General features: G+C 59.5%; 19 protein-coding genes and 2 pseudogenes. 12 read left to right on the top strand and 9 right to left on the bottom strand.

Annotated features, from left to right (window positions below; all coding sequences use genetic code 11):
- Positions 1–219: 219 nt before the first annotated feature.
- Both aroC and GTP27_RS10785 read left to right on the top strand, forming a co-directional pair.
- Positions 220–1,317, top strand: coding sequence for a chorismate synthase (aroC, locus tag GTP27_RS10790; protein WP_161039185.1), 1,098 nt, complete (start codon positions 220–222; stop codon positions 1,315–1,317).
- 3 nt (positions 1,318–1,320) lie between these two features.
- Positions 1,321–2,472 (top strand): MFS transporter, encoded by a 1,152-nt coding sequence (locus tag GTP27_RS10785; RefSeq protein WP_161039184.1) that lies wholly within the window; start codon positions 1,321–1,323, stop codon positions 2,470–2,472.
- A 16-nt stretch (positions 2,473–2,488) separates the two neighbouring features.
- On the opposite strand, the gene GTP27_RS10780 is transcribed toward GTP27_RS10785, so the two are convergent.
- The 4 genes from GTP27_RS10780 to GTP27_RS10765 all read right to left on the bottom strand — a co-directional run bounded on the left by GTP27_RS10780 (position 2,489) and on the right by GTP27_RS10765 (position 8,032).
- Positions 2,489–3,976 (bottom strand): HDOD domain-containing protein, encoded by a 1,488-nt coding sequence (locus tag GTP27_RS10780; protein WP_161039183.1) that lies wholly within the window; start codon positions 3,974–3,976, stop codon positions 2,489–2,491.
- The gene (locus GTP27_RS10775; protein WP_161039182.1) at positions 3,973–5,646 is read right to left on the bottom strand and encodes a sensor domain-containing protein; all 1,674 of its coding nucleotides are present in this window, start codon (positions 5,644–5,646) and stop codon (positions 3,973–3,975) included. The genes GTP27_RS10780 and GTP27_RS10775 overlap by 4 nt, the downstream gene beginning before the upstream one ends.
- Positions 5,647–5,975: 329 nt before the next feature.
- Positions 5,976–6,818: an enoyl-CoA hydratase-related protein gene (locus tag GTP27_RS10770; RefSeq protein ID WP_161039181.1), complete on the bottom strand. Its 843-nt coding sequence runs from the start codon at positions 6,816–6,818 to the stop codon at positions 5,976–5,978.
- 11 nt (positions 6,819–6,829) lie between these two features.
- Positions 6,830–8,032, bottom strand: a complete 1,203-nt coding sequence (locus GTP27_RS10765; protein ID WP_161039180.1) for an acetyl-CoA C-acetyltransferase — start codon at positions 8,030–8,032, stop codon at positions 6,830–6,832.
- A 184-nt stretch (positions 8,033–8,216) separates the two neighbouring features.
- Between GTP27_RS10765 and GTP27_RS10760 the strand changes: the two genes are divergently transcribed.
- The 5 genes from GTP27_RS10760 to GTP27_RS10740 all read left to right on the top strand — a co-directional run bounded on the left by GTP27_RS10760 (position 8,217) and on the right by GTP27_RS10740 (position 11,968).
- A complete protein-coding gene (locus GTP27_RS10760; RefSeq protein WP_161039179.1) occupies positions 8,217–9,872 on the top strand; it encodes an isovaleryl-CoA dehydrogenase in 1,656 nt (551 codons plus the stop codon).
- A gap of 14 nt (positions 9,873–9,886) precedes the next feature.
- Positions 9,887–10,468, top strand: coding sequence for a TetR/AcrR family transcriptional regulator (locus GTP27_RS10755; RefSeq protein WP_161039178.1), 582 nt, complete (start codon positions 9,887–9,889; stop codon positions 10,466–10,468).
- Positions 10,469–10,501: 33 nt separating this feature from the next.
- Positions 10,502–11,152 carry a uracil phosphoribosyltransferase gene (upp, locus tag GTP27_RS10750; RefSeq protein WP_155436100.1) on the top strand — a complete coding sequence of 217 codons (651 nt, stop codon included), beginning with the start codon at positions 10,502–10,504 and terminating at the stop codon, positions 11,150–11,152.
- Entirely contained in the window at positions 11,152–11,511 is a 360-nt protein-coding gene (locus GTP27_RS10745) for an Hpt domain-containing protein (RefSeq protein ID WP_161039177.1), read from the top strand. Before upp ends, GTP27_RS10745 begins: the two co-directional genes overlap by 1 nt.
- A 253-nt stretch (positions 11,512–11,764) precedes the next feature.
- Positions 11,765–11,968, top strand: a complete 204-nt coding sequence (locus GTP27_RS10740) for a cold-shock protein (RefSeq protein ID WP_008448165.1) — start codon at positions 11,765–11,767, stop codon at positions 11,966–11,968.
- 127 nt (positions 11,969–12,095) lie between these two features.
- Here GTP27_RS10740 and GTP27_RS10735 read toward each other — a convergent pair whose 3' ends face one another.
- Positions 12,096–13,007, bottom strand: coding sequence for a LysR family transcriptional regulator (locus GTP27_RS10735; RefSeq protein WP_161039176.1), 912 nt, complete (start codon positions 13,005–13,007; stop codon positions 12,096–12,098).
- 200 nt (positions 13,008–13,207) lie between these two features.
- On the opposite strand from GTP27_RS10735, the gene aceB reads away from it, so the two are divergent.
- Positions 13,208–14,806, top strand: a complete 1,599-nt coding sequence (gene aceB, locus GTP27_RS10730) for a malate synthase A (protein WP_161039175.1) — start codon at positions 13,208–13,210, stop codon at positions 14,804–14,806.
- A 105-nt stretch (positions 14,807–14,911) separates the two neighbouring features.
- Here the strand turns inward: aceB and GTP27_RS10725 are convergent, their stop codons facing one another.
- From GTP27_RS10725 to gloB, 4 genes are all read right to left on the bottom strand, one after another.
- Positions 14,912–16,015 (bottom strand): sulfotransferase family protein, encoded by a 1,104-nt coding sequence (locus GTP27_RS10725; protein WP_161039174.1) that lies wholly within the window; start codon positions 16,013–16,015, stop codon positions 14,912–14,914.
- Between the two features lie 57 nt (positions 16,016–16,072).
- Complete coding sequence (locus tag GTP27_RS23605) at positions 16,073–17,056, bottom strand: DHH family phosphoesterase (RefSeq protein WP_202416686.1); 984 nt, start codon at positions 17,054–17,056, stop codon at positions 16,073–16,075.
- A gap of 4 nt (positions 17,057–17,060) precedes the next feature.
- Complete coding sequence (gene cysC / locus GTP27_RS10720; protein ID WP_229633666.1) at positions 17,061–17,648, bottom strand: adenylyl-sulfate kinase; 588 nt, start codon at positions 17,646–17,648, stop codon at positions 17,061–17,063.
- A gap of 642 nt (positions 17,649–18,290) precedes the next feature.
- Positions 18,291–19,097 carry a hydroxyacylglutathione hydrolase gene (gloB, locus tag GTP27_RS10715; RefSeq protein WP_161039173.1) on the bottom strand — a complete coding sequence of 269 codons (807 nt, stop codon included), beginning with the start codon at positions 19,095–19,097 and terminating at the stop codon, positions 18,291–18,293.
- Between the two features lie 19 nt (positions 19,098–19,116).
- Between gloB and GTP27_RS10710 the strand changes: the two genes are divergently transcribed.
- From GTP27_RS10710 to GTP27_RS24400, 4 genes and pseudogenes are all read left to right on the top strand, one after another.
- Positions 19,117–19,881 carry a class I SAM-dependent methyltransferase gene (locus tag GTP27_RS10710; protein WP_161039172.1) on the top strand — a complete coding sequence of 255 codons (765 nt, stop codon included), beginning with the start codon at positions 19,117–19,119 and terminating at the stop codon, positions 19,879–19,881.
- Between the two features lie 15 nt (positions 19,882–19,896).
- The gene (gene rnhA, locus GTP27_RS10705; protein ID WP_161039291.1) at positions 19,897–20,337 is read left to right on the top strand and encodes a ribonuclease HI; all 441 of its coding nucleotides are present in this window, start codon (positions 19,897–19,899) and stop codon (positions 20,335–20,337) included.
- Between the two features lie 247 nt (positions 20,338–20,584).
- Positions 20,585–20,668 (top strand): annotated as a pseudogene (locus tag GTP27_RS23600) (IS5/IS1182 family transposase); the annotation flags it as partial.
- Between the two features lie 205 nt (positions 20,669–20,873).
- Positions 20,874–21,738 (top strand): annotated as a pseudogene (locus GTP27_RS24400) (IS110 family RNA-guided transposase); the annotation flags it as partial.
- Positions 21,739–22,123: the final 385 nt, after the last annotated feature.

The following is a 22,123-nucleotide window of genomic DNA, read 5'->3' as shown; positions in this document are numbered from 1 at the left end:
CGGTTCAGTATATAGTGAATTGTCAAAAAGAATGCACTTTTCCTACGCTTTTACACCTTGCCTGTGGGGCGCCGTGCAACGGTGTTGAATTTTCTCGCATCACAATGAATTTTACCAAGGAAAAATTTCCATGTGGAAATTAATTGTCAGGCAGGGCGGAGAGGGGCTCGGGCTGGTAGAATACGGAATTGTCCACCTTTTTCCAAAGATTCTCTTCCTATGTCCGGCAATACTTTTGGTAAATTGTTTTCCGTTACAACCTTTGGTGAGTCGCACGGTCCGGCCATCGGCTGCGTGATCGACGGCTGTCCACCGGGACTCGCACTGACGGAAGCCGATATCCAGCCGGAACTGGATCGCCGCAAGCCGGGGACTTCGCGTCACGTCACCCAGCGGCAGGAATCGGACACGGTAGAAATTCTGTCGGGTGTGTATCAGGGCGTGACCACGGGTACGCCGATTGCGCTGCTGATCCGCAACGAAGACCAGCGCAGCAAAGACTACGGCAACATTGCCGAAAGTTTCCGCCCCGGCCATGCCGATTACACCTACTGGCACAAATATGGCGTGCGCGACCCGCGCGGCGGCGGCCGCTCGTCGGCCCGTCTGACGGCGCCCGTGGTCGGTGCGGCAGCGATCGCCAAAAAATGGCTGCAGCAGCAGTACGGTACCGTATTCAAAGGCTGCATGAGCCAGCTGGGCGACATTGCTGTGCCGTTCCAGGACTGGTCGCATGTGCCGAATAATCCTTTCTTTGCCGCCAGCGGCGATGCCGATCTGATAGCGCGCATGGAAGCGGCGATGGATGCGCTGCGCAAGGATGGCGACTCGATAGGCGCCCGCATCGAAGTCGTCGCACAGAATATTCCGGTAGGTCTGGGCCAGCCGATTTACGACAAGCTCGATGCCGACATCGCCTACGCCATGATGGGCATCAATGCGGTGAAAGGCGTGGAAATCGGCGCCGGTTTCAAGTCGGTCGAACAGAAGGGCAGCGAGCATGGCGACCAGCTGACGCCGCAGGGCTTTATCGGCAATAACGCCGGTGGCGTGCTGGGTGGCATTTCGACCGGGCAGGATATTACCGTTTCGATCGCCATCAAGCCCACTTCGTCTATCCGCACGCCACGTCAGTCTATCGACAAGGACGGCAATCCCGTGATGGTGGAAACCTTCGGCCGCCACGATCCTTGCGTGGGCATACGCGCTACGCCGATTGCCGAAGCCATGCTGGCACTGGTACTGATGGACCATGCGCTGATGCACCGCGCCCAGTGCGGCGACGTCAAGGTGCATACGCCTGACATCGCGCTGTAAGCGGTGCCGGCCCAGGCCTTCAGCTTCGCCTTATTTCTCTTCTGCTACTACGCGCACGCAGGAACCTGGTCGACCTACGCCACGCTGTTCTTTGCCGACCACGGCATGACGGTGGCGCAGATCGGCGTGCTGATGTCGATGATACAGGTGCTGCGCATCATCGGTCCCAATGTCTGGGGCTACGTCGCGGATCACTACGATCGCCGCGTCACCGTGCTGCGCATAGCCGGTTTTGCCGCACTGATCGGTTTTTCCGGCTTTTTCATCGGTTCCACGTTCGGCCACTTCATGATGGCCATGGTGGTGCTGAACCTGTTTACCAGCGGGCAGGCGCCCATCTGCGAGGCGCTGATGCTGTCGGAAATGCGGGGCGATCTGACCCATTACGGCCGCATCCGCATGTGGGGTTCGATCGGCTTTATTGTCGCTGTTAGCGCAGCGGCCTACGCGCTCGACCACTATGGCATCGTGGCGTTGCCCGCCATCGCGGCGGGCCTGCTGGTGCTGACCATCGTGGCGGCGTTCCGCCTGCACGATGTGCCGCGCCACCGCCACAAGGAAGCCCCGCCGCCATTGCTGACGCTGCTGCGCCGGCGCGAAGTCATCGCCTTCTTCTGCTCGACGGCGCTGATGGTGGCGGCCCACACCTCGCTCTACACCTTCTATTCGCTGTATCTGGAACGTAATGGCTATAGCAAAACGGTGATCGGCGCCATGTGGTCGCTGGGCGTGCTGGCGGAAGTGGCGCTGTTCTATTTCCAGGCGCCGCTGTTCCGGCGCTGGCGGCCCATGCATCTGATGTATGTGACGCTGCTGCTGGCGATGGCGCGCTTTGTCATGATAGGCATGGCGGCACATCTGCTGTGGTTGCTGCTGGTGGCACAGCTGATGCATGCTGCGACTTTTGCGCTCCATCATTCCTCGTCCGTGATGACGCTGCAGCGCTGGTTCTCCGGCCCCTTGCAGGCGCGCGGGCAGGCGCTCTACATGAGCTTGTCGTACGGCATAGGCGGATCGCTCGGCGGCCTGTTCCTCGCCCAGTGGTGGCAGGAAGCCGGACCGTCGTCGGTGTACTACGTGGCGGCGCTGTTATGCCTGCTGGCACTGGGGGCGGCCATGCTGTCGGCCCGCTGGCAGCAGCACGACGGCCACTAGTGCTGCGCCAGCAGTCTTACTTGCCGACGGATTCCTGCTGATGCCGTTTGAGCACGGCGCGCACCACCAGCGCACGCATATCGTTGAGCAGGCCGAACTCGGTCTGGCTCAATTCGATAGGGGGGAAGCTATCGTCCCAGTCGCCATACAGGAAGCCGGCTGACTGGCCGTTGGCAGACAGCGGCAGGATCACGAAGCTGTGCGCGGCGGACAAGGTGTCGCGCCACCAGTCGGGCAGCTTGGCGGCGAACTTGGCATCGCGTGCGTTCTCGATAAAGATCACGCGGTCGCTATTGAGTGCAGCGTGGAACACATTCGGCTGGTAGGCGTCTTCAAATACCAGCCGGGGCAGTATCTCGCGGATATCGTTGCCGAAGCCTATTTTGGCGGCATACTGGTTGTCCTTGCGGTTGCGCACGAAGGCCAGCGCACGCGAAAACTCCAGCCCCTTGAACACGGTCTCCAGCGCAATTTGCACCATCTGGCCCGGATTGGCGGTATGGATCATGTCGCGCATATCGGCCAGACCGCTGAGCAGTATCTTGTTGCCGGCATCGCGCTGGCGCGTACGGGCCAGCGCTTTGGCGCGGCGTTCCGCCGGTCTGGACAGCGGTGCGATGGTCAGATCGTTGGCGGCCACGACCTTGGCCTGCTCGATGGCGCCCATCAGTTTTTCCGGCAGCACGCCCAGCATGGCCGAGTAGGCGTCGGCCAGTTGTGCTACGGCGGCGGCACCGGCTGCGTCGTCATTCCACAGTGATTCGGCACAGGCGGCCGACATGGTGGACAGGCCGGCTATCCAGTCGGACGCGCTGATTTCGCCGCCCGGCTCCGGCGGCGCCAGTTTGCGCATGCCATTGATCAGGCCGGCAGGCAGGCCCCAGTGCAGGGCGGCAGCGTGGCCGATTTCGTCCAGACCCAGTCCCAGCAGCTTGGGCGCGATGGCTTCGACGTCGCAGTTTTCCTGCGCTGCAGAGCGCTGGATTTCATGCCAGCGCTCCGGCATGTAGTATGTCAGCATCATGCGGCCCAGCGTGTGCAGCATGGAACACACGACAGCTTCTTCACCGTGGCGGCTTTCCGCCGTATTGGCGATCTGCTGGGCGACTATGCCAGCGAGCACGGCCTTTTCCATTTCCACGTGCGAGGCTGTCGCATCGGAGGATGCGCCGGACAGTTCTTCGATCAGCTTCAGTCCCAGCGCCAGATGACCGATCGCGTCCGTGCCCAGCACCTGCACGGCTTTGGAGACGGTGCTGATATGCTGGCCAAACGCTGCGTACATGCCGCTGTTGGCCAGACGCAGTACTTTCTGGGTCAGCACGGGGTCGGACAGCACCGTGCGCGTCATGTTGAATTCCTGCTCGTCCTCGCCACGCATGGCGCCCAGGATGGAGCTGATGGCCTTGGCAAAGCCGGGCATGTCGCCGCGCCGGCGGGTACTTTCCCACAGCGTGGCCAGGGTGGCGTCGCCGAGCGCGTTGCCTGTGCTACGGATAGTCATTTGGCCACCTGCCGCAAATCAGGCTGCACGATCTTCAGGTGCATGCTTTCGCGCAGGGCTGCCATGGCGATATTGGCCGCCATCGGCTTGCCGGTCAGATAGCCCTGTATGTACTGGCAGCCGCGCTCCTGCAGATAGGTGAGCTGGTCTTCCGTTTCCACCCCTTCCGCTACCACCGAAAGGTCCAGGTGTTTGGCCAGATCGAGTACGGCATTGCAGATGGCGGCGTCCTTTTCCGAATTGGGCAGGTCGCGGATGAAAGTGCGGTCTATTTTCAGTACCGAAATCGGGAAACGTTTGAGATAGGCCAGCGAAGAATAGCCGGTGCCGAAATCATCAATCGCGATGCGCGCCTTGCGTTCGGCCATTTTGGACAGGATGGACTCGGCATGGACCGGATCGACCATCAGTGTGCCCTCTGTAATTTCTAGAACCAATTGCTCACCTTGTAAGCCGGAGAAGGCGATCGCATCGTCCAGCACGTCCAGAAATTTGTCATTGCGGAATTGCCGCGGGCTGATATTGACAGAAATATAGAGGGGCCGCTTGGCCACTTCCTCGAACTGCTTCAGCTGTACGCAGGCGGCTTTGAGTGCCCACGCACCCAGCAGGTTGATCAGGCCGTTGGTCTCGGCAATAGGAATGAAACGCACGGGCGGCACCATGCCCAGCGTCGGATGTTTCCAGCGCATCAGCGTTTCGAAGCCCTGAATCTCGCGCGTGCGCGCGTCGACGATAGGCTGGTAGAACAGCAGGAACTCGCCTTCGCGCACGGCCTGGAACATGGCCGCTTCCAGCGAAATATCGTGTTCCGGCGGACCCGATTCGCTCGGGCTGTACACCACGCAGCGGGCTTTACCGGTTTCCTTCGCGCGCGACATGGCCACATCGGCCAGCGCCAGCAGGCGGCCTTCTTCTTCCGCGTGCTGCGGATACACGGCGACGCCTACCGAAGCGCCCACGTAGATGGTGTGGCTGTCGATTTCGAACGGTGATTGCAGGGTGGCGATCAGCCGTCCTGTAACCAGTTTGATCTGCGCTTCGGTGGCGGTGCCGGGCAGAATGGCAACAAACTCGTCACCACCCACGCGGGCCAGCGTGTCGCTATCGCGCAGGGTTTTGCGCAGCCGGCTGGCGGCGGTACGCAGCACGGCATCGCCGACCGGATGGCCGAGGCCATCGTTGACCTTCTTGAAGCCGTCCAGACCTATGCAGGCGACGGAAAAGCTCTGCCCGGAACGGCGCGCATTGGCGATCACCATGCGGATGCGGTCGGACAGCAGCAGACGGTTAGGCAGCTCGGTCAGCGCGTCGTGGGTGGCCATGTGGCGCAGCCGCTCTTCGGTAGCGCGCTGCTGTTCCATATTGCGGCCCACCACCAGCAGTTCTTTCAAGCCTTGCTGGTTGGCATAGCACGACAGGCGCAATTCGAACGGGGTTTCGCCAGTGGCGCATTTGATGCGGCTTTCGAATAGACGGCTCTGCTCGCTGGTCAGCACGTCGGCCAGCGCCGTCTGCAGGGCAGGGCGATCATCTTCCGTCAGCAATTGCGCCAGTACGGTGCCCGTCAGTGGCGCTTGTGCGGCGATCAGCTGGACGGCACGGTGACTGGCAAACAGTATCTGTCCTTCAGTGCTGACGCGGAATACAACATCGCCAGCCTCCTCCATGAGGTTATCCAATTCATGTCGCGGAGACGGGACGGGAATACTGGAGTACATCGCGTGATTTTAATCTTTCAGTTTTTATGCCGGTACGGCGCCAGCCCGAGCAGGGCTACACCAGAGCGCAATGTATCACTGATAGCGGCGAAATCACATGAAAAATGACAATATCTTTCAGACTTTTTTTGTTTTCCTACAATCAAGCTAAAAAAAACGTCGCTCAGAGTGAAAAATCACCTTTTTCGCGCACCTCGGCAACGATTTTTAGTGCCGGAATTGACGGTTTTTCTATTGAGTGAAAGTTACGAACAGTTGTTCTGGACAAACTCGCCAATTCAAGGGGCAAGCGCAATGGCGGACTGGCAGAAATAGCGGCTTTCCAGTAGTGCAGCCGTGTCGAAATCGACCAGACAACCTTCTGCCAGTGCACACAGGATGGCGCTGGCGGAAGCCGTAGCACCTTCTGGCCGGGCCCGCAGCCGGGCAGGGGCCAATTGAAGGAAGGCCAGATTGGCAGGGCTATCTGCGGCGCCGCCGGGCAGCGTGGGATGTTTCTCGTCCCAGGGCTGGCGCGGCGGACGCGGCATGGATGCGCTCTGCTGCAGGAGCTGATCGAGTTGCGCGGCATCGGCGGCTATTGCCTGTATCAGGCCTAGTTCCAGTGCTTTGTTGCTGTCCAGTTCAAACCCGTCAAGCAGCACAGCCAGTGTGTTCTGCAGGCCAAGCAGGCGAGCCGTGCGGACTAGCAAACCGCCGCAAGGCGCCACGTTGCGCAAGGCTGGCCGCAGGCGGATAGACGCTGTGGCGAGACTGTAGCGGTGGTGACAGGCCAGCGCGACAGCCCAGCCATGTTCGCCGATATTGCCCTGTATCGCAGCGACCGCAGGCACTGGCAGGCGTTCCAGCCGGCGTAGCAAAGCATGATAGCTGGCCAGTTGCTGCATACAGGCGGGCGCCTGATCGCGGCTGAGCGCGTGCGCCTGCGGGTAGCGGCGCTCCGGCGCGTCGGGCAGGAAGCTGAGCTGCACGATACCCGATTGCGTGGCATTTTCCGTCTGCTTTTCCAGTTGTTCCAGCAGTGCTCGCAGCGCCTGCTGCCAGGCGCTGTTCAGAGGATGGATGCTGGCTGTATCCAGCGTGACGATTATGCGCTGTGTCTGTTGGACGATGCTGATCATGAATACTCCGTTCAAACGCGTTCGATGATGGTGGCGATGCCCATGCCGCCACCCACGCACAGCGTGACCATGCCGCGTTTCAGCTGGCGTGCTTCCAGTTCGTCCAGCAAGGTGGCCAGCAGCATGCAGCCGGTGGCGCCCAGCGGGTGGCCCAGCGCGATGGCGCCGCCATTGACGTTGACCTTGTGTTCAGGCACGCCCATCTCCGCCATAAAGCGCAGCACGACGGAGGCAAACGCTTCGTTTACTTCGAACAGATCAATGTCGGCAATTTCCAGTCCGGCTTTCTGCAAGGCCTTGCGTGCTGCGGGCGCCGGCCCTGTCAGCATGATGGCTGGATCGCTGCCAGTGACGGCAACCGACACGATGCGTGCGCGTGGCGGCAGGCCCAGCCGCTGGCCTGCCGCCAGACTGCCGATGAGCGCAAGTGCTGCACCATCGACGATGCCCGAGGAATTGCCTGCCGTATGTACATGCAGCACCTGCTGCAGCTGCGGATAGCGCTGCAAGGCCATCGCATCAAACCCTAGTGCACCCAGTTGCGCGAACGAGGGTTTCAGGCCCGCCAGCGTCTCCATGGTGGTGTGCGGTTTGATGAATTCGTCGTGATCGAGCACCAGCACGCCGTTCTGATCGTGCACCGGCACGATGGAGCGCAGGTGTCCCGCTGCCTGCGCCGCAGCGGCTTTCTGTTGCGAGCGCAGGGCAAACGCATCGACCTGTTCGCGCTGGTAGCCATCGATGCTGGCAATCAGATCCGCGCCTATGCCTTGCGGCATGAAGTCTGTGCGCAGGCTGGTGGCGGGATCGTTGGCCCAGGCGCCACCGTCGCTGCCCATGGGCACACGCGACATCGATTCGACGCCGCCCGCGACGACCAGATCTTCCCAGCCGGAGCGTACCTTCTGCGCAGCAAGATTGACCGCTTCCAGCCCCGAAGCACAGAACCGGTTGAGCTGTACGCCGGCAACCTGCCAGTCCCAGCCGGCCACCAGTGCCGCTGTTTTGGCGATATCCGCTCCCTGTTCGCCCACCGGCGTGACGCAGCCCAGCACGACATCATCGATCTGTGCTGTATCGAGCTGGTGGCGCTGTTGCAGGGCCTGCATCAGTCCTGCCACCAGATCGATCGCTTTGATGCTATGCATGCTGCCGTCTTTTTTACCTTTGCCGCGCGGCGTGCGGATGGCGTCAAACAGGTATGCGTGTTCCATGGAGTCTCCTGTGCTGGTTTGTCATCATAGTGGCGACTGATTCACAAAGCAAGCGCTTGCTTTGATTGGCGTCATAGGCTAGTCTGGGGTGCAACAGGCCAGTTCAGCTGACCTATCCCGCGCGCGGGTGCAGCAATCTGGCGTAAGGTGGCAACACTATCCTAAGCATCAACGGGGAGGCAGTATGCAGGCGTTTGATACGCATGAGGTTCATAACACGGTGGCGGCGCTGGCCGATGTCAATCTGTATCTGCTAGACACGGCATTACGCGAGGCGGTGACGCGCGAAGGTGCGCAGCATGATGACGCGTCGCTGGCGATGCTGGGGGCGCAACTGGGACGGGCCGACGTGCTGGAACTGGGGCGGCTGGCGAATCAGTATCCGCCACAGCTGCTGCAATATGATGCTGGCGGGCGCCGCATCGACGAGCTGGAGTTTCATCCCGCATGGCATAGCCTGATGCGTCTGCTGATCGAACAAGGTGCGCACGCTACGCCCTGGCTGGACGGCAATGGTGCCCAGGTCGCCCGTGCCGCGCGCTATCTGATGTTCGGTCAGGTGGAGAACGGTACGCAATGCCCGGTGACCATGACCTACGCCAGCGTGCCGGCGCTAAGGCAAGCGCCGGGCCTGGCCGCCAAGTGGCTGCCCAAGATACTGTCGTGCAACTATGATCCGCGCTCTTTGCCGGTCGAGCAAAAGCAGGGCGCACTGATCGGCATGGGCATGACGGAAAAGCAGGGCGGCTCCGATGTGCGCAGCAATACCACGGTGGCGCAAGCGCTAGGACCGGACCAAGCGCAGGCATTGTTTGGTGACGAGGGTGCGGGCGTGTACCGCGTGGTAGGCCATAAATGGTTTTTCTCGGCGCCGCAAAGCGATGCTCACCTGATCCTCGCGCAGACCGGGCAGGGCTTGTCCTGCCTGCTGTTGCCACGCTACCTGCCGAACGGCGAGCGCAATGGTATCCGCGTGCAGCGCCTCAAAAACAAGGTGGGCAACCGCTCCAATGCCTCGTCCGAGGTGGAATTCACCGGCGCCTATGGCTGGCTGATCGGCCCCGAAGGGCGGGGGGTACCCACCATACTGGAGATGGGCAGCCACACACGGCTCGATTGCGTGCTGGGCAGTGCCGGTGCCATGCGCGCTGCGCTGGTGCACGCGCTACACCATGCGCGCCAGCGCAAAGCTTTCGGCAAGCGCCTGAGCGAGCAGCCTCTGATGCAGAATGTGCTGGCCGATCTGGCGCTAGAATCGGAAGCGGCTACCGCGTTTGCCATGCGGCTGGCGCGCTGCTTCGACGAATCCAGCGACCCTGCTCAGGCATTGCTGGCACGCCTGCTGACGCCGGCCGGCAAATACTGGATCTGCAAGCGCGGGCCGGGCTTCGGGGCGGAAGCCATGGAAGTGATAGGCGGCAGCGGCTATGTGGAAGATAGTCCGCTGGCACGGCTGTACCGCGAACTGCCGGTCAATTCCATCTGGGAGGGATCGGGCAATGTAATGTGCCTTGACTTGCTGCGTGCGCTGGGCAAAACTCCTGCCGCGCGCGATGCGCTGGCCGCGGAACTGGCGCTGGCCGGCGATGACGATGCTGATTTCTGCCGCTATCGCACTGCGCTGCTGAACAATATGCAGTGCAGTGAAGCCGGTGCACGTCTGCTGGCGGAGCGCATCGTGCTGGCGGTGCAGGCAGGATTGCTGTTGCGCCACGCCCCAGCTTATGTATCATCGGCATTTATTGCATCGCGCATACGTTGTGCGCCCGGTGGCGCTTATGGCCGTTTGCCGGAAAATGTAGCTTATGGCCAGATACTGGCGCGTGCCATGCCTGAGTAAATGAAAGAGTAGTGATGAATCAGACGGTAGCAGTAGACAATCGGCGCGCAGAACTGGTGCGTGTGGCAGCGCGGCTGTTCCGCGAACGGGGTTTTGACGGCACCACCACACGTGATATCGCCGAAGCGGTTGGCATGCGTTCCGGCAGCCCCTTCTACCACTTCAAAAGTAAGCAGGAAATACTGGCGGCCGTGATGGAAGAGGGGCTGGTTGCCGGCCTGCCGGCGGCCGAGGCGATCGCCGAGAGTGCACTGACGCCACGCCAGAAGTTCGCTGCGCTGGTGCGTGCGCATCTGGAGATCGTACTAGGCGAGGGACATGACTTCATTCCCGTGCTGCTATACGACTGGCGCCGTCTGACGCCGGAGCTGCGCTCGCGCGTACAGGTGTTACGCGACCGTTATGACCAGTTGTGGCAGGATGTGGTGAGCGAGTTGCTGGCGGCTGGTTTGCTGCGTAGCGATAGTGCGGTGGCGCGCTTATTGCTTATGGGCGCTATCAATTACAGCGTGCTGTGGTACAAACCCGGACTGGGCCTCAATCTCGATCAGATTGCCGAGGAAGCGGTGAGCATGTTTTTAGGGCCGCAGCCCTAGTATAATGACCGGTACTTCAAGAAAGAATCCATAATGAAACAAGATCCGCGCTTTCCCAACCTATTTATCACCGACCACCCGCTGATTCAGCACAAGCTCAGCCACATGCGGGAAAAAGATACCTCGACCCGTACTTTCCGCGAACTGCTGAAAGAGATCACTTTGCTGATGGGCTACGAGATCACCCGCGATCTGCCGCTCACCACGCGTACCATCGAAACACCGCTGATGACCATCGATGCACCGGTCATCGCCGGTAAAAAACTCGCCATCGTGCCGATACTGCGCGCCGGCATCGGCATGAGCGACGGGCTGCTGAATCTGGTGCCATCGGCCCGCGTGGGCCATATCGGTGTGTTCCGCGATCCGGAAACCCACCAGCCGGTGGAATATCTGGTCCGTCTGCCGGATCTGGCCGAGCGTACTTTCATTCTGTGCGATCCGATGGTTGCGACTGGCAATTCGGCGGTGCACGCCGTCGATGTGCTGAAGTCGCGCGGCGTAACGGACGACCAGATCATCTTCCTCGCGCTGGTTGCCGCACCGGAAGGCATTACCGTGTTCCAGAAGTCGCATCCGGGCGTGAAGATCTACTGCGCTTCGCTGGATTCCCACCTGAATGACCACGCTTACATCGTGCCGGGGCTGGGCGATGCGGGCGACCGTATCTTCGGCACCAAATAATGGCGGATCCGGTGTCGGCAGAAGCGGAATTCCGGGCAAGGCTAGAGGCGCTGAATGCGCGGTTCACCGCGCAACTGCCGCTGATGCTGGAGAAAACAGCGCAGGCACTGGCCGCGTGCGTTGCCGGCGGGGCAGAACCAACGCTGGAACAGCTGACGGCGCTGCATGAGTCGTTGCACAGCGTAGCCGGTTCTGCCGCCACTTTTGGCTACGCCATGCTGGGCCAGCAGGCGCGCCGTATCGAGCAGGAATTACGGCGGGCGATGCAGGAAAAATCCGGCTGGAATGCCATTGCGCCGCAGGTGGAGCAGTATCTGCGCTGGGCAGCGCGCGACCCTAAAGCCACGCATTACGAGTAATACTGACGATTGATCTAGCTCAAATCGCCCAGTAAAAACTTGTCTATAGTTGTACATGCACCCTGAGTTCTGCGGGTTTTCTACCAAAAAACACGCCTCTTGGCATTTATTTTGGCGAAAACGTGCTTTTCTCAAGTAAATGGGTATAATGCGGCATCGTTTAGATTCAAGAGTAGTGCAGTTTCGCTGTTTTTCTTCTTGCCTCAAACGATATCACGGGCGCAAGCCCAACTTAACTGAAATAGGAATTGTAATGGCAACTGGTATCGTAAAATGGTTCAATGACTCGAAGGGCTTCGGCTTTATCACCCCTGATGAAGGCGGCGAAGATCTGTTCGCTCACTTCTCGGCGATTCAGTCGGCAGGCTTCAAGTCGCTGCAAGAGAACCAACGTGTTTCTTTCGAAGTAACTGCCGGCCCTAAAGGCAAGCAAGCTTCGAACATTCAGCCACTGTAATACGCTGAATCAAACGAAATAAGAAATCCTCGGTTCCCGAGGATTTTTTTTTGCCTGGAGCAAACGCGTCGGCGCACGCAGATCAAGCGTTGATGCCAGCATCGCTGCCCATGCGGCTGCATGCCGCTTATTTACCGGTTTTGCGCCAGTACTCAGGCTGGGCGTAGGTGTGGCGCAGAAAGTCCACAAAGGCCCGTATGCGCAGGGGCAGGTGGCGGCGCTGGGCAAACACGGCATAAATATCATTGCCGGGCGCGGAGTGCTGGTCCAGCACGGTCTGCAGCTTGCCTTCCGCAATTTCATTGCCTACTTCCCACATCGAGCGCCATGCCAGCCCTTTGCCTGCCAGCGCCCAGTCGTGCAATACCTGTCCGTCATTGCTGCCCATATTGCCGGCCACTTTCAGCACCACGTTCTTGCCATTCTCGCGGAAAGTCCAGCCGCGCTGACTACCTTCGCTGCTGATCGCCAGACAGTTATGCTTGGCCAGATCGGCCAGTGTTTGCGGCACGCCATGGCGTTTCAGATACGAAGGGGCGCCGACCACCACGCGCTCGTTATCGGCCAGTTTGACGCTGACCAGGCTGGAATCGGACAGGCTGGCGATGCGGATGGCGACATCGATGCCTTCGCCAACGATATCGACCACGCGGTCGCTCATGTTAAGCGTGATGCTGACGTCGCGATGCTCGGCCAGAAAAGAGGGGATCAGCGGCGCTACGTGCTGGCGACCGAAGCCGGCCGGCGCCGAAATCATCAGATGCCCCGTGGCGTGCGCGCTACGTTCGGCCACGGCGGACTCGGCTTCTTCCAGTTCCGTCAGTATGCGCTGGCAGTCCTCCAGAAAGGCAGCACCTTCGTTGGTCAGGGCCAGCTTGCGCGTAGTACGTTGCAATAATTTCACACCGAGGCGGCTTTCCAGCGCATCAAGGCGGCGGCCTATCATGGCTGGCGCTATGCCCTCGGCGCGGGCAGCGGCCGACAAACTGCCCTTGGAGACCACCTCGACAAAGGTGGAAATCTGTCTGAATTGACCCATAGATACATCAACCTGTCATTTGTGAGAAAAACGCATAGATGAAGTGATTTTTAGTCTTGTTTGTATAACTTATTAGTGAATATACTGTAAAACATATCGGGGCGTAACTGAGTCTGCACACTAAAAACATAGCCGTGCAACACTGGGGCGCATGCTTATAATTAGTCTGGTTGTTAATATTTTCTTTCGGAGAGAAGCACATGACGCAGTCCACCCTCACTCTGCCAGCAGGCATGGAAATTACCGGCAAAATCAAGCCCGGCTACGAGAACATCCTGACCAGCGAAGCGCTGGCACTGGTGGCCAAGCTGTCGCGCGAATTCGAATCCCGTCGCCAGCAGCTGCTGGCCGTGCGCGTAGAGCGCGCCAAGCGGCTGGATGCCGGCGAGCGCCCGGACTTCCTGGCAGAAACCGCACACATCCGCTCTGGCGACTGGAAAGTGGCGCCGATTCCTCAAGCACTGGAATGCCGCCGTGTCGAAATTACCGGTCCGGTCGACCGCAAAATGGTGATCAACGCTCTGAACTCGGGCGCTGACAGCTACATGACCGACTTCGAGGATTCCAACACGCCGAACTGGGAGAACCAGATCGACGGCCAGATCAATATGTTCGACGCCGTGCGCCGCACCATCGCGCTGGAACAGAACGGTAAATCGTACAAACTGAACGACAAGGTTGCAACGCTGGTCGTGCGCCCACGTGGCTGGCATCTGGACGAGAAGCATGTGCTGGTAGACGGCAAGCGCATTTCGGGCGGCATCTTCGACTTCGCGCTGTTCATGTTCCACAACGCCAAAGAGCAGCTGGCACGTGGCGCCGGTCCTTACTTCTACCTGCCGAAGATGGAATCGCATCTGGAAGCCCGTCTGTGGAACGACATCTTCGTCATGACCCAGAACGAACTGGGCCTGCCACAGGGCACCATCAAGGCTACCGTGCTGATCGAAACCATCCTGGCTGCCTTCGAGATGGACGAAATCCTGTACGAACTGCGCGAACACAGCTCGGGCCTGAATGCCGGCCGCTGGGATTACATTTTCTCCTGCATCAAGAAGTTCAAGCTGGACAAGGAGTTCTGCCTGGCCGACCGCGCCAAAGTGACCATGACCGCACCGTTCATGCGCGCTTACGCTCTGCTGCTGCTGCAAACCTGCCACAAGCGCAATGCGCCGGCCATCGGCGGTATGGCTGCCCTGATCCCGATCAAGAACGATCCGGAGAAAAACGAAGTGGCCATGGGCGGCGTACGCAACGACAAGGCACGCGATGCGACCGACGGCTACGACGGCGGCTGGGTTGCTCACCCGGGTCTGGTAGAACTGGCGATGACCGAGTTCAAGAAAGTACTGGGCGACAAACCTAACCAGATCGAAAAGCAGCGTCCTGACGTGGAAGTGACGGCAGCCCAGCTGCTGGACTTCAAGCCGGAAGCGCCGATCACGGAAGCTGGCCTGCGCTACAACATCAACGTCGGTATCCACTACCTCGGTAGCTGGCTGGCTGGCAATGGTTGCGTGCCTATCCATAATCTGATGGAAGATGCGGCGACCGCTGAAATCAGCCGTTCGCAAGTATGGCAGTGGATCCGTTCCAGCAAAGGTACGCTGGAAGATGGCCGTAAAGTGACGGCCGATATGGTGCGTGCCATGATTCCGGAAGAGCTGGCCAAGGTGCAGCGTGACGCGCCGGGCGGTGAAGGCCCGACCTATGTACGTGCGGCCCAGATCTTCGAAGAAATGTCGACTTCCGACCAGTTCGCCGAGTTCCTGACTCTGCCGCTGTACGAAGAGATTTAAACCGCGCAACAATCAGGCAGGGCGGGCCAGCTCGCTATGCCTGTTGTACCGGACAAGCCCGCCTGCTCACGCAGCGGGCTTTTTTCTTATGCTTACAAGTATTAATTAGTCCGTGACTTCGAAGGTGCCGGGATCGAGTTCGTTCAGTGTGACCGGCGGCGCACCACGATCCGGCTGCAAGGCTTGCTGATTCAGTCGCGTGCTCAGTTGCGCCAGATAATCGGCACGGCATCGGCGCAGCACGTAGTCGCGGAAGTTGTCGTGCTCCAGATCATGCCAGGCCCGTGTGCGGCAAGCGTCGGAACGCTGCTTTGCCTGTGCCTGTGTGGCCGGTGTCAGGTCAGCATTTCCCGCGGTCAGACGAGGGTAACCGTAGCGGTCCATATACGCGCCGGTCAGGCTTTCGATGACATTGATCTCGTCCATGCTGAGTTGCTGCTTGAATTTGTCGATATTGGCGACGATGGGCGGGTAGCAGTTGGACGACCACAGCGACGATAGTTGCGCAATCTGCCTGGCTTCCTGCGACGCGCCCACGTCCAGCATCTGCGGCAGGAAATCGATGCCGAGGAAGCCGCATAGCGCTTCCAGCGTGGTTTGCTGACTGGCGAGAAAATCCTCGTAGCGTATGGTCAGCACCCGATCGGGATATTGCGCTGCCACGTGGTCGGCGGCGCGGTGTGCGGCCAGCCAGGTTTGGGCGTTGAGCTGGCTGTCGAAGTCGTGGATGATGGCGCGGTTCATCGATGCCACCTGGGCGCGCGGATCGCGTACCACGTTCACGAACAGCATGTCCGGGAACAGCGCCATCAGCTCGTCGGCGTAGTGCACATTGTCCAGCGACTTATCCATCACGACGCTGGCGCCATGCTGGCTGGCGGCACGCATCAGCAACTCCCAGTGGACCCGGTGCACGCTGCGTGGCTGATGACGGATGGCTTCAAAGATTTCTACCGGATCAAAGGCGATATGCGGCCACTTGACCATACTGACGGCTTGCAGGCCGCACAGATCGCTCACCAGGCGGAAATAGTGGCGGTCATCATGCAGGTCGCCATACAGCGGTAGCAGCGGCATGAAATCGACGATGTGCAGCGGATACGGCGAGTAGAACTGCGGCGCCATGTTCAGGCGCAGTCGCAGCGCATGGCTGCCGCAGCGGCGCAGCGGAATCATCATCACGGGACGCGGGCGGGGGCTTGGGGTCATTGTGGTCTCCTAGGGAAAATACATCCGGCTCAGGCAGATTTTGCCCAGCGTGGCCGGTCAGCTTGCATGGCTGGATACTGTGTCGGCGCGGAAGTAGGCGCTAAAACGATCAATAAAGCGCTCGAGGTCGGCATAGGGCAGACGATTGATGCCGGCGGCTGCTTTGCGGCCGCCGCCGCTAGGGAATTCTGCGCACAACTGGCTGGCGCTATGACTGTCTGGCTGGGGCGATCGTACGCTGACCAGATAGTCGCCATCGCTACGTTCCAGTATTACGGCATACGCATTGCCGCTCCGGCTGTTCGCCAGCTGATTGGCCAGAACACCGCTAATGCGGCGCGCCCATGGCGTGGCCGGCAGCAGATAGACGGCATTGCCTTGGCACCGCCAGTGCGCTTGCAGGTTATGCAGGCGGGCGCAGTCGCTGGTGTAGCCGTCCAGCAGGTCGTGATAGAGGGCGCTCTGCAAGAAACTTGCCGGCTGCTGGTGCAGACTGATCGCCTTGTACAAGTCGGACGGCGCTATCTGCAGATCGCTGATGCACTCTCCGTAGGCGTTGTAGTTAAGCACCTGACCTAATTGCTGCAGGGCGCTAGTGACATCGGCCGGCAGCGCCAGACTGCGCGCCAGCATATGGGCCACAACTTCGAGGTTGTCGCCAAAAGCGCCCACCACGGCCCATGGCCGGTAGCGGCCTTGTAGATGACGGTCGACCAGGATGCTGGTGCAGACGTCATGGCTAGTGTCGCAATGCAGTTGCAGGCGCGAGTGCTTGCGGAGGGCGGTACATCCGGCAGCGTGGTGGTCAAACCATGTGATGCGGGCGCCGCCATCGAGCAGCCGTTGTAGTTCGCCGGCGTTAGTGTCGAGCGAGATATCCAGTACCAGTAGCGCGCTGCTGGCCGATGCCGGAACTTTGCGCAATAGCTCGATGTCGCGCTTGACGCCGGTGATCAGCTGGTGACTGGCCGGCGCGTGCAGGCGCAACATATGCAGTGCGCAGATGCCATCTGCATCGCCATTGAAGATATCGTAGTTCATGGCATCAGAGGAAGCGCGGGGCCAGATGCTGCAGTAGATGGGCGCAGGCCTGTTCGACAGTCAGCTGTTCGGTGTCGAGTACCAGTGCCGGTTCAAGTGGTATTTCGTAGGGCGCGGAAATGCCGGTGAATTCCGCGATCATGCCGGCGCGGGCTTGCCGGTACAAGCCCTTGGGATCGCGTTCTTCGCACACCACGCAGGGGGTGCTGACATAGGTCTCGATAAAGTTAGCAGCACCAATGATTTCGCGCGCCATGTCGCGGTCGCTGCGCAGGGGCGAAATGAAGGCGCAGATTACGATCAGACCGGCATCGTTCATCAGTCGTGCCACCTCGGCCGAGCGACGGATGTTTTCGCGGCGGTCGTGTGCAGTAAAGCCGAGGTCGCTGTTCAGGTGATGGCGCAGATTGTCGCCATCGAGTACAAAAGCAGTGCGCCCTGCGCTGAAGAGTCGTTGCTCCAGCGCGCATGCCAGCGTGGACTTTCCGGCGCCGCTCAGACCCGTCAGCCAGATGGTGGCAGCTTGCTGGCCCAGCCTTTGGCAGCGCTGCTCGGGTGCGATGGTGCCGGCGTGCCAGTATACCTGCGGCATTGCGTTGTCCAACCGTTCAACACTACCCATGTCGCTCTCCTGAAGTGATTGAGTTGTTATGCTTCGGCTGTGTGGGCAGCCGTGCTAGGCGTTCGACCTGCTGGTGCGGGTGTTAGTCGCGTGGTTTTCCGGTGTGCGGCGTAGGTCGGGCGTTATCGTTTCGCTGCGCCATGGTTCCTCCTTGCGGCCTCGCTAGAAGCCGCATAAATTAATGCGGCGAGGGAATATTAGTTGAACCTGAAGACGGGAATAGTCACCATTAATCACATATGGCGCCGGCGCAACAGGCCATTCCAATGTTCAGTTCGCTAGGCTGTTTGATGGCTGAGGCGCGTTGCCACGAGGCTGTCCTGAACATTGCATAAAGGACCCGAACACGGGTGGCTACCCTGTCCGGTGCGGAGGGTAGATATCGAGGAGCTTAGGGTATTTTTCTTAGGTAGAACGCGGTTATTTCTGCCGGGCGAAGCTGCTGTACGGTGGACCCATGGCGCGCATTGTCCGGGACAGGCGGCGAGGGCGCGCTAACGGAAGGTGCTGCTAGCGCGCCCGTAAAGCGGGGAAAGAAAAATATTTTTTTTGCCGTGCGAAAATTTATGACAGGTGCTCGCTGTCTCGCCCGGCAGTTTGTCGTAAGCGCGACTAGAATTCGTTTTTCCAGAGTCGCAGCGCAGTGAACGTCGCCAGTGGTGTATCGCTGCCATCGAGTTTGCCGGCGCGCTGCAATTGTTCGGCGATTGATTTCTCCCGATAGCGCAGGAAGGGGTTGGTCGCTTTTTCCAGCGCGATGGTGCTCGGCACGGTAGGCAGGTCGTGCTCGCGTTTATCTGTCTCATCCTTAACACGCTGCTGCAGCGCCAGATTGTCCGGTTCTACCACGCGGGCAAAACGCAGATTGGATAGGGTGTACTCGTGCGCGCAATACACTAGCGTATCGTCGGGCAGCGCTGCCAGTTTTCCGAGCGAGCTGATCATCTGCGCCGGCGTGCCTTCGAACAACCGGCCGCAGCCGCCGGCAAACAGCGTGTCGCCGCAGAATAGCCAGCCCGGAGCGCCTGCTTCGCCTTGCCGCAGGTAGGCGATGTGGCCCATGGTGTGGCCGGGCACATCCAGCACAGTTAGCTGCAAATCCAGTCCGGGCACGTCGATCTGCTTGCCCTCGCTCACCGGCAACGTCACACAGTCTATGCTTTCATTGGTAGGGCCGTACACGGGCACGGGATAATGCTGTAATAATTCACCGACGCCGCCAATATGGTCAGCATGATGATGGGTGAGTAGAATGGCGGTCAGTTTAAGACCGTAGGTCTGCAGGGCTGACAGGATAGGTCTGGCGTCGCCGGGGTCGACAGCGGCAGCGTGTACGCCATCGTGGATCAGCCACAGGTAGTTGTCGCGAAAGGCAGGGATCGTCAGAACATCAAGTACGGGCTTGGTAGAATGGGTCATTGGATCGTAGAGGCTAGGCATGGACAAGGCAGGATCGGAGAAATCCATTATAGCGCTGGAAGGCTGGCTGCAGACGCCCGCTGGTGTCTACCTGCGCGCATGGGAACAACACACGCTTGATCACCTGACGGCCGATATTTTCGGTTTCAATGCCGTACAGATCGGCATGCCGCAACTCGATGCGCTGGCCGCCAACCGCATGCCCTACAAATTTCTGGCCGACCGAAAAATACGGTCGCTGGCCGAAGCGCCGCGCCGTGCGGTGACACTGACTTGCGACCCGGTCGAACTGCCGTTTGCTTCCCAGTCTATGGATCTGGTGGTGCTGCCTCATGTGCTGGAGTTTTCTCCCGATCCCCATCAGGTGTTGCGCGAAGTCGAGCGGGTGCTGATACCGGAAGGACAGGTGATTATCTGCGGCTTCAATCCGGCCAGCCTGTGGGGCGCGCGGCATGTGCTGCGGCGGGTGGGGGGAACCAGTTTCCTGCCTCGCACGGAGGAGCTGATTTCTATGCCGCGCCTGAAGGACTGGTTAAAATTACTGAATATGACGGCCAGCCACAGCCACTTCGGTTGCTACGCGCCGGCGTGTCGCACGCAGAAATGGCTGGAACGCTACGCTTTCATGGATAATGCGGGGCCGCGCTGGTGGCCCTATCTGGGCGGCGTATATATTGTGCAGGCGATCAAGCGCGTCAAAGGCATGCATCTGATCGGTCCTGCATGGAGCAAAAAGACAGCGGCTGCACCGTCGGTGGTGCCCGCGACGAACAAAAGGCAATAGAGCAGTATGGAAAATATGGACAAGGTCGAGATCTTTACGGATGGCGCCTGCAAGGGCAACCCCGGCATCGGTGGCTGGGGCGCCTTGCTGGTGGCCGGCGAGGCCGAGAAAGAAATCTGCGGCGGTGCGCATGACACCACCAATAACCGCATGGAACTACAGGCTGTGATCGAGGCGCTGCAGGCGCTGAAACGCCCCTGTTTGGTAACGCTGCACACGGATAGCCAGTATGTGCAGAAGGGGATTAGCGAATGGATACATGGCTGGAAGGCCCGTGGCTGGAAGACTGCGGCCAAAGAGCCGGTCAAGAATGCTGACCTTTGGAAGGCACTCGATGCGGCGCAGGCCCTGCATACGGTGGAGTGGCGCTGGGTGCGTGGGCACAACGGCCACCCCGGCAATGAGCGGGCCGACATGCTGGCCAATCGCGGGGTCGAGCTGGCGCGTGCCCGCTAGGCCGCCTGTTATACTACGTCAGGTTCAAGAAGTGCTTATTACGGATTACTATGCGTCAAATCATCGGTTTCTATATAGTTAGCAGGTTTGTAAACGACGAACGAGTGAGTAACGGAGGGTAGAAGCAACGTTCTACCTATCAAATGTGGGGAATTCCAGCTAGAAGTGTAAACCGTAAGGGCATTTCTGCAACTCCCGTTTACATTTTCGACTTAATTTCACAGGCTATGATCAGGCCCCGTTATTGCAGGAAACTGGCCTGAATTCTACGGATCACGAAAAATTCGGCAGCAAACGCGATATTGTCATAGACGCAAAGGGCATCCCCTTAGCGGCGTGAACGTCGGCGTTGGCCGAACTCGACAGGTCATGCGGCAAACCATAGGTTGACAGTATATTAATCAGTTGGCAAGCTGGCGCCTTGGCCGACTGTCTCAGTTCGGCCATCAGCAATGGGATGGACTCCTCCTCCCCTATCAACGCTTCGGCGTCTAAACTGGAGTTTCGACACAACAAGTTGAGAGAAGGAGTCCGCCATTAAGATTATCCGCGTCGGCGTCGATCTCGCCAAGACTGTTTTTCCAATTGTACGGGGTTGATCGTTGCGAAAAGGTCGTATGGCGTAAGAAGCTGAGCCGGGCAGAATGGCTGGCGGCATTGCTGGAGAAAATCGAGCCGGGGTGCGAGATTGGAATGGAAGCCTGCTGTGGTGCGCATGATTGGGCCCGGCAATTGCAGAAACGCGGCTTCAATGTGAAACTCATCGCGCGGCAGTTCGTCAAGCCACACGTGAAGAGCAACAAGAACGACGTGAACGATGCGGAAGCGATTCGTGCGGCGATGAGCCGGCCGAGTATGCGTTTCGTCGCGGTCAAAACGGTCGAGCAGCAGGCCCCAGGCGATACACCGGATCAGAGCAGAGCTATGCAGTCAACGCACTGCTAAAGGCAACCAGATTCGTGGCCTGTGTAGCGAGTATGGCCTAATGGCGCCAAGGGAAATGATACAGCTGAGGGCCGCCATTTCTTGCTCGCTGGACGATCTGGAGAATGGATTGTCGTTGTGGTTTCGTCGCATGTGGCGCGGCCTGTGGCTTGATCTGCTGAACCTGGAACTGAGGGGGAAGGAGCTGGATCAGGAAATAGAAATTGCGGCCTCGACCGATCCGGTCGCCACCAGGTTGCAGCAGTTGCGCGGGGTGGGGCCGATCATCGCAACGGCGATTGTGGCCAACGTCGGCGACGCAAAGCAGTTCAGTAGTGGCAGGCAGATGACGGCGTCGCTGGGGGGGCACCCCGACAGAACAGCTCCGGTGGCAAGGAGCGATTGCTTGGGATTATGAAGCGCGCCGAAGCGCGACTGCGAACGCTGTTGATTCACGGGGACCGTTCGGTTTTACGAACGCCAGTTATACGTGGCGCGTTACTCGATAAGAATGAAAATTCCTTTTATTTCAATTACTTGGTTATCATCTAGTTTGTAATGACTTGACGGTAAACGACATTGGCGATCTTCCATAGAGTGAGCTGGTAGCCGGCGCGAACTCCAGTTGTTACTTCACGTTCTCACTCAGCGGCCACCGGCCGCCACCACAGGCTAGGCAGGCGTTGGCCGTTGGCGCATTTCTAGTCATGCGGAAGCTGCTCGGGCATCCTTGCAAGCCGCAGCCGATTCGCATGGGTCGCCTGAGCTAAATCACACAAAGTTCCGTCACTCGCTCACTTTTGGGCACCTCGAAAAACGCATGCAGCTCTGTCATGATGTTGAAGACCCGATTCTGACTTGA

Source organism: Duganella qianjiadongensis, assembly GCF_009857915.1.
GTDB lineage: Bacteria > Pseudomonadota > Gammaproteobacteria > Burkholderiales > Burkholderiaceae_D > Rugamonas > Rugamonas qianjiadongensis.
This window is presented reverse-complemented; position numbering and strand designations above follow the sequence as displayed.

Bases quoted from the DNA above. Each gene is read 5' to 3' on its own strand.
- GTP27_RS10735 (WP_161039176.1), bottom strand. From the start codon at position 13,007: ATGGGTCAATTCAGACAGATTTCCACCTTTGTCGAGGTGGTCTCCAAG.
- aroC (WP_161039185.1), top strand. From the start codon at position 220: ATGTCCGGCAATACTTTTGGTAAATTGTTTTCCGTTACAACCTTTGGT.
- GTP27_RS10780 (WP_161039183.1), bottom strand. From the start codon at position 3,976: ATGACTATCCGTAGCACAGGCAACGCGCTCGGCGACGCCACCCTGGCC.
- GTP27_RS10775 (WP_161039182.1), bottom strand. From the start codon at position 5,646: ATGGAGGAGGCTGGCGATGTTGTATTCCGCGTCAGCACTGAAGGACAG.
- GTP27_RS10765 (WP_161039180.1), bottom strand. From the start codon at position 8,032: ATGGAACACGCATACCTGTTTGACGCCATCCGCACGCCGCGCGGCAAA.
- GTP27_RS10770 (WP_161039181.1), bottom strand. From the start codon at position 6,818: ATGATCAGCATCGTCCAACAGACACAGCGCATAATCGTCACGCTGGAT.
- GTP27_RS10755 (WP_161039178.1), top strand. From the start codon at position 9,887: ATGAATCAGACGGTAGCAGTAGACAATCGGCGCGCAGAACTGGTGCGT.
- aceB (WP_161039175.1), top strand. From the start codon at position 13,208: ATGACGCAGTCCACCCTCACTCTGCCAGCAGGCATGGAAATTACCGGC.
- GTP27_RS23605 (WP_202416686.1), bottom strand. From the start codon at position 17,056: ATGAACTACGATATCTTCAATGGCGATGCAGATGGCATCTGCGCACTG.
- GTP27_RS10710 (WP_161039172.1), top strand. From the start codon at position 19,117: ATGGACAAGGCAGGATCGGAGAAATCCATTATAGCGCTGGAAGGCTGG.
- upp (WP_155436100.1), top strand. From the start codon at position 10,502: ATGAAACAAGATCCGCGCTTTCCCAACCTATTTATCACCGACCACCCG.
- GTP27_RS10740 (WP_008448165.1), top strand. From the start codon at position 11,765: ATGGCAACTGGTATCGTAAAATGGTTCAATGACTCGAAGGGCTTCGGC.
- GTP27_RS10760 (WP_161039179.1), top strand. From the start codon at position 8,217: ATGCAGGCGTTTGATACGCATGAGGTTCATAACACGGTGGCGGCGCTG.
- GTP27_RS10745 (WP_161039177.1), top strand. From the start codon at position 11,152: ATGGCGGATCCGGTGTCGGCAGAAGCGGAATTCCGGGCAAGGCTAGAG.
- rnhA (WP_161039291.1), top strand. From the start codon at position 19,897: ATGGACAAGGTCGAGATCTTTACGGATGGCGCCTGCAAGGGCAACCCC.
- cysC (WP_229633666.1), bottom strand. From the start codon at position 17,648: ATGCCGCAGGTATACTGGCACGCCGGCACCATCGCACCCGAGCAGCGC.
- gloB (WP_161039173.1), bottom strand. From the start codon at position 19,097: ATGACCCATTCTACCAAGCCCGTACTTGATGTTCTGACGATCCCTGCC.
- GTP27_RS10725 (WP_161039174.1), bottom strand. From the start codon at position 16,015: ATGACCCCAAGCCCCCGCCCGCGTCCCGTGATGATGATTCCGCTGCGC.